The sequence below is a fragment of the Vibrio sp. R12-SG2-ISO1 genome (assembly GCF_059834045.1).
Map to the genome: position 1 here is coordinate 307,481 of NZ_JCBDGO010000008.1, position 16,176 is coordinate 323,656.

A 16,176-nucleotide genomic window follows, 5' to 3' on the forward strand; every position below is an offset into this window, starting at 1 on the left:
ACCTCTTACCTAGGGAGACGCAGAGTGCGTCTCCCAAACTTAAAACAAACGTTGACTTACAGGTTGCGCGTACGACGCTTGATCAAACGCTCTGCTTCTTGCAGTGCGGTTTTGATGTCTTTTCCTTCATCCAGCACTTCCATCAACGCGTTTTCTAAGATGATAGAGCGCGCGACGTGGTCACCTTTTGCTGGCGCCACTGGCTTGATGTTCTTCGCCACTTCAGCAAACAACAAACGCGCTTTCTGTCCACCGAGGAAGGCCACTTCTTCTTGGAACAGATCGTCATCGTAGGTCGTCACGTTCGCTGGGAACGCAGCAATAGTTTCAAAGTGCTTGAGCTGCACATCACGGTTAGTCGTCATGTATTCAATCAACTTCCACGCTTCGTCTTGCTTAGTCGATTGTGTCGGAATAGACAGGAATGAACCGCCCCAGCTGCCGTAGATGCCATCTGGTAGGTTCGATACGCCCCACTTACCGGCGGTGTCTGGTGCGATCCAGTTATTTAGGTGACCCAATAGCCAAGCACCTGACAGCTGCGTGGCGAACGTGCCATTACGGAAACCTTCGTACCACTCGTTTGACCATGCCAAGATACGGCCATCTAAGCCTTTGTCACGGATCTGCTTCGCCACTTCGAACGCATGAACAAAGCGCTCAGACGTCACCACAGGCTCACCTTTGGCATCAAAGTACAGACCTTCGCCTTCCGGCACAGTCGTAAAGATAATCGCTTGCGCGACGTCCGCCGCAGAGGCAATCAACTGGACATTTTGTGCTTTAAGTTTTTCACCCGCCGCGATGTAAGAATCCCAATCTTTAATGGCTTCATTGACATCAATACCAGCGTTTTCAAAAATGTCCGTACGGTAGTACATCACACCTGGGCCTAGGTCGACAGGGATACCGTAGACATCACCATCACCGCCCTTGCCTTGTGTCCATGCATAAGGCGCAAAGCGATCGGCGTATTTGTCTGCCCCATATTGCTCAGATAAGTTCACCAAACCGCCAGAGGCAACAAACGGACCGATTTTTTCGACATCGACTACGATCACATCACCTGCGCCCGACCCTGTTGCCAAGTTGGTAGTCAACTTGGTGTGGTGGTCACCATGGTTGTTCATCAGGTAGTCGACCTTGATGCCAGACTCTTTTTCAAATTCAGGCAGAAGCACTTTTAAGCTGCTGTCAAAATCTGGAAATCCATCAAAGCGAATTTGACTATCTGCTGCTGTCGCTGTAGCAGCAAGCCCGAGTGCAACCGCGCTCGAAAGCGCTAAGGTCTTAAATTTCATGTCTTATCCTTAATCTTGTTATTGGTGTTTAAACGAGTGCTATAGGGTACTGTTTAGGTCCTTGACTGAATCTCGCACTACCAACGCGGGGTTGAGTTTGAAATTCACATCACGCTTGTTTTTGTTCAGTTTTTGCAAGGTGAGCTGTACGGCCTCAATGCTCATTTGCTCAATGGGGAAGTTGATTGTGGTTAACGATGGGGTCAGGTAACGAGCGAAAATGTTATCGTCAAATCCCACCAGCGACACCTCCTCCGGGATAGAGAAACCTGCGCTGCGTAGCACCTCAAATGCACCAAACGCCATGTGATCGTTCGACGCAAAAATCGCGCTGAATCGGCACCGACGCTTGAGCAGTTTTTTGGTGGCGATAACACCGGTCTCTTCGGTAAACCCTGCCTCCGAGACCAGCGCTTCGTTGTACTCCAAGCCTGCTTCCTCCAGTGCACTTCGGTAACCCTGCAAACGCCCCCGTGCGTCTGACTTATCCAAAGGCCCTGTGATACAAGCAATCTCGGTGTGCCCCTGCTGCAAAAGATATTGAGTCGCCAGTTTGCCCCCCAACTCGTTGTCAATATCGATGCAGCTCTGATACATCTCTGGAATAAAACGGTTCACTAACACAACAGGAATCCCTTGTTCTTCCAGAGCGATCAGATAGTCATCACACAGGTGTTGAACATGAAGAATTAATGCATCGACCCTACGTCCTAGCAAGAATTCCACTGACTCACGTTGCCCCTGCTCCGTGTTTGAGCCAGCTGTCACCACTGCGTGATAACCAAAGCGGCGCAGGTTTTCCTCTAGACAATGGAGAATGCCCGAGAAGAAAGGCCCACCTAGCTCCGGTACAACAATCCCTACGCTACCGGTACGACTCGACGCTAAGGCTTGAGCAATCGAATTGGGACGATAGCCCAGCTCTTTGATCGCTTTTTCCACCTTGAGCTTCTTGTCGTGACTCACGCGACTGGTACCGTTAATGACTCGAGATACCGTTGCCTGAGAAACCCCCGCATGCTCGGAAACGTGTTTAATTGTTGCCACTGAAACCTCAATACTGCTTTGACTTGAAACCGCTTACAGGCTGAGTATTCCGTAGTTGAAGGGAGGAATGAGTGAGTGTCATCACACTAATTTTTGGAAAAAAATGGCGGTTTTGGAAAAATAGAGAGCCGCTACAGTTTCAATCGTCGCCATGAAACAGTTTCATGAAATAACCACACATCTTTTATTTATCAGGCCAGAAAATAACCTAGTGGCATGTGTTTTTATGGGGCATAAAATACAAAAAGAGAGGTAAATACCTCTCTAATATAATACTTAATAGTGAAATTAATGGCGCAATATAAAGCTGGCCGTTAATTCAAATTGCACTTGCGCCAGTTGTTCCAATTCTTTTCCTTGAGTCGCGAGCTGGTGTGAGCGATCTAAATTCTGCTCTGCTAAGGAGTGAATGTGACTGACGTTCTTAGTGACATCACTGGCCACCGACTGGTGCTCTGTTGTCGCACACGCGATTTGATGGCTACGCTGAGAAACCTGATCCAATCGGCTATGCACTTCATGCAGTCGCGCATTGACTCGCTCGGTTTGCTGCATGCTTTGCCCCATCCCATTCAAACAACTGGCAATTTGTTGGCTAGCGAGATCCGAGCGCTGCTGCAATCGCTCAATTTTGTTTTGAATCTCTTTCGCACTGCTGGTGGTCTGCGCTGCTAAGATTCGCACTTCATCGGCCACTACAGAGAATCCTCGGCCATGCTCACCGGCGCGCGCGGCTTCAATCGCCGCATTCAGTGCAAGTAAATTGGTCTGCTCTGAAATACCGGAAATGGCCTCCAATATCGACTCAATGCTGGCACTTTCAGCCTCCAGTACTCCAATAGTTTCAGTGACTTGGTTAAGCTCTTCAGAGAGCGATTCCAACATCGCCACATTGCTATTCATCTCTGTCTGCGCGTGCTGGGAGTGCTCAACGGCGCCTGTGACTAGGGAGAGCGTCTGCTCTGCTGAGCTCGCGATGTCTGTCACCGAGCACTCGATTTGCTCCATCGCCGTCGCTACCAATAGCGTTTGCTCTGTCTGTTGACTGATCGCTTGATTGAGCTCTGCGCTAATGGTTTGGTTGGAGAGTGATGCCTCATTGACCTGCGCACTGGATTGACGAATACGCTCAATCATCTCCGACAGATGACGCACCACGACATTGACCTTTTGCGCCACCTGGCCAAACTCGTTGCGCGCTGAATAATCGACATCAGACGTAAGATCTTTCTGCGCGATGGCATCGAGTGCCCCCAGTAAGAGCCGTGTCGGTCGGCGCACCATACTGGCAAAACTCAAACCCAATACAAGCGCGACAACAATAGAGCCAAACGAGATGCCGATAAACAAGGTTTGAGTTGCCTCGGTGGACGATTTTGCCTCTTCATACAGGTCATTGGCGACCTGATTGGCAAAGCGTGACAAGCCATCGATATGTTCGAGCTGGCGATCAATGGCTTGTTCCAATTCCTGACGTAGTTGTCGCAATTGTTCTGCCTGCTCTACGGTTTGCAGGTGCCAATGCACTGCACCCTCTTGAGAAAACGCATGTAGCTTTAGGCGCTGTAAGGTACCTTCTAACGTTTGATAGACCTTTGGCGCTACCGCGGTTAAGGCTTGTTCGCTCTCCTCCAAATAACGCTGACGCGTGGTAAAACGTCGCGCCACTGAGCGCAGCTCTGTCATGTCTTTCTGCTTGTAGACCTCATTCGCTTCATTGCCCAGCAACGACACTTGACTGGTCAACCCATCCAACGCTCGCTGAGCTGACTCTGATTGTGCATTTGTACGCGCACGTTGAAGCGAGTTACTCAACTGCGTCATCAGTTGTTGGAATTGAGATTGAAGATAGTCACTGCGATCTTGCGCATCAAGCACATCGGTATAGGCGCCCATCACCGCTTCCAAACCACTGAGCGCCAATTGCCCTTGTTCTTTGACGGGTGTGAGGAATGGCATGAGCTGAGGTTGATGCTGCGCTGCCGATTCAAACCACTCCAACTGACTCAGATAGACATCTCGATTGACGGCTATCCGCTCTTCAAAAGGGGGCAACTCATCCAAATATTGAGCCGATAAAAAGGGCGTAAGACTACGATTGATATTAAGAAAATCTATGGTCAACTGCGCAGAGCGCAACATCAATGGAGTCGTATCACGAGTAATCGACTCCATCTTATCTGTGACATCTTGGCTACTGTGTACAGAGAGCCACGCCGATCCGACCATAATCGCAATCAAGCAGATAAAGCCCAAATAGAGGCGTGACACAAGGGTTTGAAATGGCATAGGTTCACCCGTTCTTGACCGAATCTAGAACACTTCGGTGTTTGACAAGGATAAAAAATGGGCACAAAACTGTGCCCAAACTGGAGTTAAATTGGCTGGTCGACCCGGTCCCACCAATCTGCCTTGTGGGACCAATAAGTTGGACAGTAAATTACCCTAGGCTTACCACCACGCTTCGAACATGGCACCGACAGCCACGGTGTCATACGTCGCGTTATCAACTTCTACTGAACCTAGGTCATTGAAGTTCTGTACATCTCTATCAACATCGCCGACAGTCGCGTAGAAACGTAGCATCGGACGGCTCCAAGGTAGTCCTCCCAGAGAGACGTTTTGAGACAACGTCAACTTCCAACCACTGTTTTCATCACCATTGCCGTAATCTTCAATGGCATAACCCGCTTCTAACCATGTTGAATGAACATCATCCCATTGGTATTGAGGGCGTACGATAACCGCATACTCAGTGACATCTTTATTTATTTCATCCGCATTCACGTCATTAGTGGCTTTTACATCACCTCCGGAAATATCTTTGTATGACACTAAGTAATCGATAATAAATTGTTCAGACGCTTTGTAGCCCCCTTCAACACTTGCGTAGAAAACCTGCTTGTCACCCGCGAGATCAAAGGCTGAATTGTCCGCTCCGTCCGCGTACTTCATGACAAGTTTGTTCGAACTCCCTAGACCAAGCACGGCGCCAACTTGCCAAGCTGTTTCATTTTTCACATCATCGCCGGCTTCATCAGAGGCAAAACCGTAGTTAGCATACAGGTCAAGGTTGCCAATACCTGCGTTAATACCATGTAACTTAGAGGTGATCGCATAACGGCCAGAGTCATTACCTAAAGCGCCATCTTCGCTATCCACTGCTCCAACAAAGCCCATATCCAACTTCACACCACCCAAGTTTAGGTTGTTGAAGCCCGCGCCTTGGCCATCATGGGTCATCCAGAAGTAATCATTCAAACCTTGTTGTGGACGCTGATGGAAGTCACGACCCGCCCACATGTAGAGCTCTGGTTGGCTTTCAAAAATGTTAGTGACGCCGGCATACATTTTCTTCAAATTCACGCCGCCTGATGAACCCCATTGGTCGTTGTTCCAATCATCCACCATGAAAACCAAATCCCATTTGGCACCATTGTCTGCTTGGAAGATTTTGGCTAATTGAACTTCACCACCGTTCGCTTCGTTACCCAAACGGCCAAGAGAGCGACCAGTGCTGCCCACTTCGACATAACGGTTGTCGCCTGACGAGTGGTGCGCGCCATAACGTGCGTAACCTGAGAAGATAATGCCTTGAGGCACTTGCGTATCTGGAGTCAACACAGCTTGTTGTTGGTCATTAACGTAGTCAATTTCAACCAGCTTTGACTCTAATTCTTGAATACGTTGCTCTAATGCCGAAATATCGGTTTCCGCAGCAAGGACAGAGGCAGAAGCGAGAGTGGAAGCCACCGCTAAAGTTATTGGTAAAACTCTAAAATGTTTCATGTTATATCCCTATTTAATTTAGGTTTGTTTTAATTCAGGGAAATAATAAGCAATGAAACCTTTGAAAATATTTGCCGACTTCACATCCGATTATTGAAATAAGCGTCATGAAACTGTTCTATTCAAGAGATTTAAAAATTAAAACAAGACTTTCATAGAGTTATGACGTTGTTTTTCAGGTTAGGCGAGGATGAAATCGGTTTCATTTCATGAGATTTGGCGAAATTTGTCACGAAAACGAGTCGATAAACAGGCGAACAAAAAACAACTCACATGAAAACTTTCAGCATTATGAAAGCTTTCATGCTCGCTCAACGGCTTTTCTTCGCTCTTGGTGATTTGCCTTTAAAAGAACGTCTCTTTTTGTAGGCCGGACGCTCAACCTTAGGTAAATGACGCAGCGATGGCGGCACGTCACCGGATTTGACCTGCTGCATCAATCCGTCGATGCTCTGTTGGAGTGCTTGCATGAAAGGTTGGTAGGCTTGATTTCGCTCGGCCATACCTTGCAACTGGTGCTCCCAGTGGGCGGTCATGTCAGGGTAGGTGGATTCGCTTGGCAAGGCGTGAATTAGCCCGCGCCCGGCGGCGGAGCTCAATATGGCTTTGCCTTGGCGGGTGAGGAGATGACGCTTAAACAGCGTATCCAAAATACCGGCTCGAGTGGCTTCGGTGCCTAACCCGTCGGTCTCTTTTAAGATGGCTTTTAATGCTTTGTCTTCAACGAATCGGGCGATGCCTGTCATCGCTTGCAGGAGCGTGGCTTCGGTAAAGTGTTTCGGCGGCTCTGTTTTCCTCTCCTTGATCTCTCCCTCTCGGCAGGTCAGCACTTCTCCTTTCGCCAGCGGTGGCACCGTCTCAACGCCTTGATCCTCATCATCCACTTTGCCCATCAGTGCCTTCCACCCCGCTAAGACCAATTGTCGACCTTTGGCGACAAACGCCCCGCCGGCGATCTCAAACACCAACTTGGCTTCGGCATACACGGCTGCAGGGTAAAACTGCATCAGATATTGGCGAGCAATCTGCTGATAGATTTTCATTTCACTTGCAGAGAGCGCATTGACTGACGCTTTTTTAGGCGTCGGAATAATCGCGTGGTGCGCATCCACCTTGCTGTCATTCCATGCTTTGGACTTCAAGGAGAGATTCGCCTCCTCCACCGCCGTGGACAGATCCTTGGCGTTATTGGCAATCGCATCACAGACCGAACGCGCCTGCGAGTAGTGCTCAAACGGCAGGTAGCGGCAATCTGAGCGTGGGTAGGTGATGAGCTTATGTTTTTCGTACAAAGATTGGCAGGTATCAAGCACTTGTTGTGCGCTCATACCAAAACGCTTGGCGGCGTCAATTTGCAGGGCAGAGAGCGAATAAGGAAGCGGCGCCGACTGTTTAGTCTGCTTTTGTTCGGACTCCACCACTGTCGCGGGCTGATTGGCAATACGGCTTGCAACGTTCTCAACCAGCTTGCGGCTCAATACTCGGCCTTCTTCATCGAGCCAAGGCTGACAGGCTTCACTCGGCTTCCATCTCGCGCGAATATCAAACGCCTGATCACCCTGCTGATAGGGAATCAACGCATGCAAAGTAAAATAATCTTTAGGTACAAACTGCTCAATATCTTCATCTCGGCGCACCACTAAGCCGAGTACCGGAGTCTGAACGCGCCCAACGGATAAAACGCCCTGATAGCCCGCTTTTTGCCCCAACAAGGTATAGGCTCGCGACATATTCATCCCATACAACCAGTCGGCGCGTGAACGCGCCAACGCGGAAACAGAAAGGGGGATAAAGTCACGGTTGCTGCGCATTTGGTCAAGCGCACGTTTAACGGCTGGTAAGTTCAAGTCACTGATCAGCAGACGTTGCATCGACGTCCTCTTACCTTGGGGGACGCGACAGTATTCAATCACTTCATCCACCAGCAATTGCCCTTCTCTGTCTGGATCCCCAGCGTGGACGATCTGCTGCGCCTCTTTCAGTAACTTACGGACCACTGTGAGCTGCTTGCTGGCGGACTTTCTCGGTCTGAGTTGCCACTGTGACGGGACAATAGGCAAGTCAGCGAGATTCCACTTTTTGTAGCGCTCGTCATAACTGTCTGGCTCGACCTGCTCTAACAGATGGCCAATACACCAGGTCACTACATCGCCATTACCGCAACGAATATAGCCTGACTCATTTTTCTTTGGGCCAGGCAGCGCGGCCGCGATCGCACGGCCAAGACTGGGTTTTTCAGCAATAAACAGACGGGACATAGGGAGTTTAGACGCGAGTCAAATGGCAAAAAATAAGGGCAACATTAACCAATGTCGCCCTTACAAATCAAGAAAAACTGTAAATATAACCAGTATTATTCTTCGTCGCTGCCTGCTCGCGCCGCGGCTTCTTTAATCAGTGGCTGCAATTCGCCTTTTTGGAACATCTCAATAATGATGTCACATCCACCGATCAGCTCACCTTCTACCCACAATTGTGGGAACGTTGGCCACTGCGCATACGCTGGCAGTTCTGCACGGATGTCTGGATTTTGTAGAATATCTACGTAAGCGAATTTTTCGCCACAAGCCATCAAAGCCTGCGCTGCTTGAGATGAGAAACCGCAACTTGGTAGTTTTGGGGAACCTTTCATGTAAAGAAGGATCGTGTTTTCTGCGATTTGCTGTTTGATTTTATCGATAGTTTCCATTGCTTCCTCTTAATGGAGTTACTGCAAATATTCTGGACATTCTAAACCATTAGCGCAGAATAAAAAGCCTACAATAAGAAGGGATTTAATCCTTGCACAGATTTGGGCTTGAATGCGACACTGTTTGCACAATGCGGTGTCTTGCAAAAGCCGACGGGCTCATGACGAGAATTTTGCAGTGATCGGATCCGAATAACTCTTTTAATAAAGTAAAAACTTGCTAAACTAGAACGCAAGTCAGCACATTGACCACAGCAAGCCGCGTGCAAGCTGTGAATAATAAATAACACTGGAAGCAATCGAAAGGGCTAACCCTTTCAAATCAATGGAGAATCGAGCAATGGCATTTGAACTACCCGCTCTTCCTTACGCGAAAGACGCACTAGAACCACACATCTCAGCAGAAACCCTAGATTTCCACCACGGCAAGCACCACAACACTTACGTGGTTAAGCTCAACGGCCTAATCCCAGGTACTGAGTTCGAAGGCAAAACACTCGAAGAGATCATCAAGACATCTTCTGGCGGCATCTTTAACAACGCTGCACAGATCTGGAACCACACCTTCTACTGGCACTGTCTTGCTCCAAACGCGGGTGGTGAGCCAACAGGCGCAGTAGCCGATGCCATCAACGCAGCCTTTGGTTCGTTCGACGCATTCAAAGCGAAGTTTACTGATGCGGCAATCAACAACTTCGGTTCTTCTTGGACATGGCTTGTGAAAAAAGCTGACGGCTCACTAGATATCGTGAACACGTCAAACGCAGCGACGCCACTAACAGAAGAAGGCACCACGCCACTACTGACGGTTGACCTATGGGAACACGCGTACTACATCGACTACCGTAACGTTCGTCCAGATTACATGAACGGTTTCTGGGCACTGGTTAACTGGGACTTCGTTGCAGAAAACCTAGCAAAATAATCCCTTCCCCCGAAAGGATTGGAATTTAGTCGCCTAAAAAGCCAGCAGTCAGCTGGCTTTTTTCATACCTGCTCTCAAGCTTTTTGCCCCCTCGCCGCTACATAGACATCAAGCGAGGACATATGCACACCCCGATTCATACCTTAGACAAAGCGAGCGTCATCAACGAGCTTCAGTTTGGCACTGGCATTAATCATGCGGTGCACGAAGGCCGCCGTGCCGATTTTGCGCTGATTCTCTCTTTGTTCTCTGATGATGTCCGCGATACAACGCCAGTGGAAAAAATCGATACGGTTGACAGCAGTGAAGCAGCCCTGCGCCGTCGATTTGAGTTGCCGTCTCCACAAACTCTGCGTTCGGATCAAAGCTCATACGCAGTTTCCGCGCAGCAAGCGGCGCTGTTTCACTCCAGTGGTCTCGCCAGTGCCAAGTTGTCTCACTACCTAACACCGGAAACCTTGACGTATCTACCCGAAGAGACACATGACCTTCCTGAAGAGGTCTATCACAACCTTTCTGGTCACCAGAGGCGTCAACTGGCAGAACAAACACCGCGTGAGCTAATGCCGGCCGATCTCTACAATCAGCTGATCCACGCTCAACGTCAGTTCCAAATTTCCCTACAAACTTAATGGGTTAACATCTTTGCTATTGACGCAGGATCACATTCTCGTTGTCTCATTTTGTATACATATTCACCCGTTCAACTAGAGAGTGTGAAATACCGCAAAGAAACACGCTCTGCTCAAAGATGCGCACAACTTATTTGAAGTTATTCACATATAAGTAACAGTTAATCTACCATGCTATATGAACAAAGTAGTCAAGTGTGACGAGAAGGAAGGCGAGCGATGGATATAAAAAATGCAGTAATATTAATTACTTCTGCAGGCTCTCAGCTTGGTGGTACGCTCGCGTCTCATTTCGCATCGCTAGGTGCCACCTTGGTTCTGTGCGACAAAAACTCCGCTCGCTTGCAACAAACAGTGCAAAGCTGTCAGCAGATCTCCACTAAAATCTACTCCTGTGCGATTGTCGATTACAGTGTCGATGCCATTCACGATCTGTTTCACTACATGGACGACACGCTAGGGCATTCACCCGATGTGTTGATCAACGCCATCACTAGCCATGCGATGCCGACCATTCTTGAACAGAGTGGCCGCGAGATTTTTACTCAGCAGCTTTCCCACATGGCAGCGACGCTATTTAGCTTCGGCCAAGCTACCGCAGAGCGAATGAGGACGGAAAAGAAAAACGGGGTAATCGTCAACGTTATCGCCCATGCGGATTATCGAGATTTATCTGGCTTCGACAACGCCACCTCCATGGTGGCCGGATTTACCCAAAGCTGGGCTAAAGAGCTAACGCCTTTCAACATTCGCGTTGGCGGTGTCGTGCCCAGCTATGATGTTGACGATGTTCATTGGTCGGAGATTCACGACGAGCTGATCCGCAATACCGAGTATATCGTCGCCAATGATTACTTCAGTGGACGCGTAATGGCCGCTTAGCGTTGCAAAATGGCCTCGCTCGCCTGCTCAATCAGATCGAGCACATTCTCGAACCCTTCATCTCCGCCATAATATGGGTCAGGTATTTCATCCACGTCTGCATCAATGTAACTGAGAAACAGTTTGAGCTTATGTTGATGCTCACGTGGGCACTGCGCTTGAAGATCGGCTAAGTTGTCCCTATCTGCCGCCAAAATGAGATCAAAGCGAGCAAAATCATTGGGCTCTACTTGCCGCGCTCGAATCCCTTTAAACGAATATCCCCGCTTTTTTCCTGCCGCCTGGGCACGTGGGTCCGGCGCATGACCTTGGTGGTAACCGATGGTTCCTGCCGAGTCTATCTCCACTTCAACGCCTAGCTCTTTTGCTTTCGCTCTGAGCACCGCTTCGCCCGTCGGAGAGCGACAGATATTGCCCATGCAGACGACAAGGATGGAGGAACACTGAGTGATGTTCATGATGGATTTCCTTTTCAGTTGACCAATGTGCCGGCGTTTTCTCTCATTGAGGAAACGCGCCGTCGATTCCAAGACAATACGCGCAGATAAAAAAAGAGTGAAGCACGGGCTTCACTCTTTCGAATTCTCATAGGGGCGGTTTACTTGTAGTAAGCCTCAACCTCGCCTTTGAGTTTAATCAGCATCGGTTGACCCCAGCGATCTTTTGCTTTCGGTGATGGGATTTTTACCCAGCCTTCGCTGATGCAGTACTCTTCCACATCGGTGCGCTCTTTGCCATTTAGGCGAATGCCGATTTGGTGTTCAAAACACTCAGCGATGTGATGTGGGCTGCGTGGGTTGCCTGATAGGTGATCCGGTAACTCAGGTTTGGCGTTGGTATCGCTCATACTTGTGACCTAATAGTAGTAATCAAAACGTGGATTCTAGTTGAGACGCTAGGCGGGTTCAACTCTCACATCAAGACAAAGGGTAAGAATACCGATTGTCGGCGCCTCAACTACTCGCCACTGGATAAGCGAAGGTGCAACAGACCATTGTCGACAAACGCGTTATCGGGATGAAAGGTAACCAGATTCGATTCAAAAGACCAATCCCCTGCTCCCCAGCGCGTGTGATCGAAACTATCAAAATCATCACGCCACACCTTCTCAAATTGCCCATCTTGATAGCGGTAGTACTCCATCCAATCCACTTGCTGGGTGAGTGGCAGTTGCTCAGGCTGAAACTTACCCACCCAATCCGCCGCTTCAGAGACCCAAAGGTTCATGCGGTAACTTTGTGGACTGTCTCGCATGTCTATCACCTGTTGCGAGTCCTTGGCTAATACGCGATGCAACACCTCACCATTGACCAACCAAGTGATTTCATCTGGAGTCCAGATGAGCGTGTATTCCTGAAAGGTATTCAGTGGCACGGGATGGAGATGTTCGGAGTGAATCCGCTCGCCAAGGGCGCCTGTGATGAGATTGGTTTGCAGTTGGTTGGGCGCTTTGCCGATCGCCTCGATATCTATCTCACGCCAAGGAATGCCGCCTTGCCAAGATTCATTATCATAGGTGAAAAAAGACGAGACGACGCCGGGCGCAGAGACCAACTTCATCCTCATTACGAACTTGCCAAAGGTGACCTTGTCATGGCTGTATACTTCTGCGCCATAGAGTGGAACAGACGTCGTATTTAACCGCCCAGATTGAACCAAAGTATCTTGATTGGACACGTCAGCTTGTGTGTTAAATGCGATAAAACTCAAGGCTGCGACCATCACGTATCGTTGCCAAGTCGGGTGTATCATCTCTGTGCCTCCTTCTCAAAATACATCTTGGTTATACACCGTGGCTAAGGGATACAACATTCGTAAATTCAAGTTGTTATCCACATCTTGAACAGCGACACTTTTTAGATTGGCGATATGAAATCTATCCCCGCAGGATGAAACTTCTCCCTCTCAAAATGTGATATCACGCGAGAGAGTAACCACAGTCGATGACGGTTTTTTCCCTTTGCGTTGTCCGCTATGATGGCGAGCAAAGGAATGATCACAAGGTAACGATATGTCAGACCAAGCACCTTCTCACAAAGAGCAAAAACACCAACAGCGTCAACAGAAAGTCAAAGAACAAGTTGATAAGAAAATTGCAGCGGCGCAAGAAGAGAAAGGCTTGTTGCTCATCATCACGGGCAACGGCAAAGGCAAATCCACCTCAGGGTTTGGCACAATTGCTCGCGCGGTCGGTCATGGTAAACAGTGTGCTGTCGCGCAGTTTATCAAAGGAACCTGGGAGAACGGCGAACGCAACCTGCTGGAAAAACTTGGCGTCGAGTTTCAAGTGATGGCGACAGGCTTTACATGGGAAACGCAAAACAAAACCACGGATACCGAAGCGGCTCAAGTGGTGTGGAAAGAGTGCCAGCGCATGCTCAAAGACGAATCACTGGATGTGATTCTGTTTGACGAGCTCACCTACATGGTGAGCTATGGGTATATTGAACTCGAAGAAGTCATCGAGGCACTCGAGCAACGCCCAGCAATGCAATCGGTGATCATCACCGGGCGTGGTGCCCATCGCAGTTTGATTGAGATGGCCGATACCGTCTCAGAAGTGAAAAACATCAAGCACGCCTTTGAATCCGGTGTCAAAGCCCTCAAAGGGGTGGATTGGTAACACGATTTCCCCATTACCGGGAGTTAAAAAAGCCTAGCTCATTGCGACAATCGCGAGCTAGACTTTTTGTTTGTTGCTGTGGTGCGCTGTGAGGTTAGTTGAACAAACCTTTGATCAAACTGTTGACGGCTTCCTTGGTTTTTTCGTCTTTGATTTTCCCGTCTAACTTCTCTAAGCCGCGGTCGATCTCTTTCTGCGCTTTTTGCTTCAGTACATCATCAAAAACTAACTTGAACTTAGGCGCATCCCACGAGCCGGAGATGTTAATTGGAATCGTGACATCCTTCAGCTCATCGATATCTTTACCGCCTTGACCTTCCAAAGAACCGACCACTGAAGTGCTCACGGTAAAGTTCACTGTCTGCTTGATGTAGTTCGCTCCGCCTTGACCACGGATTCGTAGCAGAGGGGATTGCATGGTGAGATCGTTGGTCGATACATTGCCTTTGTTAAGGACTAACGTAGCTTTCATCGCACTAAAGTCGGTTTTCTGAACACCCGTTGCGGCTTCCACTTTTTGACCTTTGATCTTGGCGTAGTTTTCACGAATCAACTGCGCAACGTTGATCCCATTGACCGCACCATCGGTGAAACTTATTCCTATCGTGCCAACAAGATTTTGCTGAATACCACTTGGAGTCAAACTGCTACCTTTGACGTCAACATCGATGTTACCTGTGCCTTCCAACTGATCAGTGTTGGCCACATCCACCAGCAAAGGCTGCACTTTCACGCCGCGAATCTGTTTTGTGGCACTGTAGGTCGCAGGGCTCTTACGCGCATCCAATCGTCCTGTGGCTGTGACGCTCCCCTGGTAGAGGTTAGCGGTAAAAGCGCTCAAATCAACCACACCTCGGTCAATCGAGAAGCTTGTGCTCACCTTCTCCATCTTGGCGTTGTTGGCCTTGAACTTATCGATGGTGATGTCACCCTTCACGTCCAAATTGGCCAACGCTGACAAGTCAGGTTCTACTTCTGCACTCGGTTGTTTCGCAGCTGACGTCCCCGCTTGTGACGTGCCTGATTGCGTTGAAGAACTAGACGTCGATTGAGATGAGTCGGAAGACTCGCCTTGATTTGAGCTGGCTTCGCCTAATCCAAGAAATTCATCCAAGTCGATGTTTGGACTGTGAAGCGCAAAGCGCACTTTCGCGATTTCGGCCAAGGTGACGTCGGCTTTGCCATCAAATTGCAATGCATTGGCAGTCAGTTTACTCAGCACAAGGCTCAGATGACTCTTAGTGAGATCAAAACGTATGTCCGATAACAAGCCAATAGCCATAGGGGATTGAGGTAGGCTCTCGCCTTGCAATTGACCGTCGAGCGTGAATTGATTCACTTGCACTAGCGTCATCGCTTTATCAACGCTCAGTTTGGCCGCGCCCGTCATATCGATGTCCATATCAGCGGCTTGGCCTTTGATCTCGAAAGTCAACGGATTCACCGCATCAAACTGAAACGTCTCTAGCGCCAGCTTAATGGATTCCATCTTGGTGCTTGGATCGCTAAAACGGCTATCTAGGTTGATATTGCGCAGCGCATAATCACTCAACCCGGGGGCTAATTTGAGCTCAAGGTCACCCTTGGTTTCAAACACTTGTTGGTTGTTTTGCCCTTTCGCTGCAAACGTCACTGAACTCCATTCATCGAACACAAACTCAGACAAGTTAAACGCCACATCGAACAGTTTGGTGAAACTACCTGTACGCAGGTCTTGGATCTCTACAGCGGCATTACTGACGCTCACGCCAGCGAGATTGATGCTCCAAGCGGCCCCAGCTTCTGTTGCGGTTGACGACGGCTCGCTGCTGGTTGAGCTTGCTACGTCCCCTGCCGTACTCTGGGTTTGAGTCGCCGGTTGCGATGAGGATGACGATTGAGTCAAAGCATCCAAATTGGTCGAACCATCTTTGCGCGTGATCAGCGCGAACTCAGCACCATCGAGGCGAAGTTTTCCAATGTTGAGCTGCTGGCTAAATAGCGGCATGACCGAGACATCAATACCCACTGAATCGACTTTAAACAGATTTTGTTTATCAAACCCGGCTGGGTTTCTCAGTTCAGTTTTACCGAGCTCAAAACCAATCGATGGGAAAAACTGCCAACTGATATCCCCCTCAATGACCAGATCTAAGCCGGTGTGCTTTTTGGCCTGTTCGACAATCAGGGGTTTAAATTGGTTGGGATTGACGAGGGTTACCAATGCAACCACCCCGCCAAGGAGGACCACAACGACGACCGCTATGGCTATGAGTAACTTCTTCATCAGCATTATCCTTGCTAAGTAA

General features: G+C 49.0%; 14 protein-coding genes. 4 read left to right on the forward strand and 10 right to left on the reverse strand.

Translation table 11 applies throughout. The features are described from left to right. Positions 1 to 56 precede the first annotated feature (56 nt). The 6 genes from AC6R10_RS06795 to AC6R10_RS06820 all read right to left on the reverse strand — a co-directional run bounded on the left by AC6R10_RS06795 (position 57) and on the right by AC6R10_RS06820 (position 8,826). Positions 57 to 1,301, reverse strand: coding sequence for an extracellular solute-binding protein (locus AC6R10_RS06795; protein ID WP_487903507.1), 1,245 nt, complete (start codon positions 1,299 to 1,301; stop codon positions 57 to 59). A 39-nt stretch (positions 1,302 to 1,340) separates the two neighbouring features. After that, a complete protein-coding gene (locus tag AC6R10_RS06800) occupies positions 1,341 to 2,348 on the reverse strand; it encodes a LacI family DNA-binding transcriptional regulator (protein ID WP_500632261.1) in 1,008 nt (335 codons plus the stop codon). 288 nt (positions 2,349 to 2,636) lie between these two features. Continuing rightward, the gene (locus AC6R10_RS06805; protein WP_500671839.1) at positions 2,637 to 4,637 is read right to left on the reverse strand and encodes a methyl-accepting chemotaxis protein; all 2,001 of its coding nucleotides are present in this window, start codon (positions 4,635 to 4,637) and stop codon (positions 2,637 to 2,639) included. Positions 4,638 to 4,799: 162 nt separating this feature from the next. Then, positions 4,800 to 6,137 carry a carbohydrate porin gene (locus AC6R10_RS06810; RefSeq protein WP_500671840.1) on the reverse strand — a complete coding sequence of 446 codons (1,338 nt, stop codon included), beginning with the start codon at positions 6,135 to 6,137 and terminating at the stop codon, positions 4,800 to 4,802. A gap of 311 nt (positions 6,138 to 6,448) precedes the next feature. Beyond that, positions 6,449 to 8,395 carry a DNA topoisomerase III gene (locus tag AC6R10_RS06815; protein ID WP_500671841.1) on the reverse strand — a complete coding sequence of 649 codons (1,947 nt, stop codon included), beginning with the start codon at positions 8,393 to 8,395 and terminating at the stop codon, positions 6,449 to 6,451. Positions 8,396 to 8,490: 95 nt separating this feature from the next. After that, the gene (locus tag AC6R10_RS06820; protein WP_334552696.1) at positions 8,491 to 8,826 is read right to left on the reverse strand and encodes a Grx4 family monothiol glutaredoxin; all 336 of its coding nucleotides are present in this window, start codon (positions 8,824 to 8,826) and stop codon (positions 8,491 to 8,493) included. Positions 8,827 to 9,166: 340 nt separating this feature from the next. Between AC6R10_RS06820 and sodB the strand changes: the two genes are divergently transcribed. The 3 genes from sodB to AC6R10_RS06835 all read left to right on the forward strand — a co-directional run bounded on the left by sodB (position 9,167) and on the right by AC6R10_RS06835 (position 11,265). Continuing rightward, the gene (gene sodB / locus AC6R10_RS06825; protein ID WP_334552697.1) at positions 9,167 to 9,751 is read left to right on the forward strand and encodes a superoxide dismutase [Fe]; all 585 of its coding nucleotides are present in this window, start codon (positions 9,167 to 9,169) and stop codon (positions 9,749 to 9,751) included. Between the two features lie 122 nt (positions 9,752 to 9,873). Beyond that, on the forward strand, positions 9,874 to 10,383 hold the full coding sequence (locus tag AC6R10_RS06830; RefSeq protein WP_334552698.1) for a VC2046/SO_2500 family protein: 510 nt from the start codon (positions 9,874 to 9,876) through the stop codon (positions 10,381 to 10,383). Positions 10,384 to 10,602: 219 nt separating this feature from the next. Continuing rightward, positions 10,603 to 11,265: an SDR family oxidoreductase gene (locus AC6R10_RS06835; protein ID WP_500632264.1), complete on the forward strand. Its 663-nt coding sequence runs from the start codon at positions 10,603 to 10,605 to the stop codon at positions 11,263 to 11,265. On the opposite strand, the gene AC6R10_RS06840 is transcribed toward AC6R10_RS06835, so the two are convergent. From AC6R10_RS06840 to AC6R10_RS06850, 3 genes are all read right to left on the reverse strand, one after another. Next, positions 11,262 to 11,723 (reverse strand): low molecular weight protein-tyrosine-phosphatase, encoded by a 462-nt coding sequence (locus AC6R10_RS06840; protein ID WP_500671842.1) that lies wholly within the window; start codon positions 11,721 to 11,723, stop codon positions 11,262 to 11,264. The two genes, AC6R10_RS06835 and AC6R10_RS06840, sit on opposite strands and share 4 nt — an antisense overlap. 140 nt (positions 11,724 to 11,863) lie before the next feature. Beyond that, positions 11,864 to 12,112 carry a DUF3297 family protein gene (locus AC6R10_RS06845; RefSeq protein ID WP_334552704.1) on the reverse strand — a complete coding sequence of 83 codons (249 nt, stop codon included), beginning with the start codon at positions 12,110 to 12,112 and terminating at the stop codon, positions 11,864 to 11,866. A gap of 110 nt (positions 12,113 to 12,222) precedes the next feature. After that, positions 12,223 to 13,017 (reverse strand): family 16 glycosylhydrolase, encoded by a 795-nt coding sequence (locus AC6R10_RS06850; RefSeq protein ID WP_500671843.1) that lies wholly within the window; start codon positions 13,015 to 13,017, stop codon positions 12,223 to 12,225. A gap of 259 nt (positions 13,018 to 13,276) precedes the next feature. On the opposite strand from AC6R10_RS06850, the gene cobO reads away from it, so the two are divergent. Next, positions 13,277 to 13,888, forward strand: a complete 612-nt coding sequence (gene cobO / locus AC6R10_RS06855) for a cob(I)yrinic acid a,c-diamide adenosyltransferase (RefSeq protein WP_500671844.1) — start codon at positions 13,277 to 13,279, stop codon at positions 13,886 to 13,888. A 94-nt stretch (positions 13,889 to 13,982) separates the two neighbouring features. On the opposite strand, the gene AC6R10_RS06860 is transcribed toward cobO, so the two are convergent. Then, a complete protein-coding gene (locus AC6R10_RS06860) occupies positions 13,983 to 16,154 on the reverse strand; it encodes an AsmA family protein (protein WP_500671845.1) in 2,172 nt (723 codons plus the stop codon). Between the last annotated feature and the right edge of the window lie 22 nt (positions 16,155 to 16,176).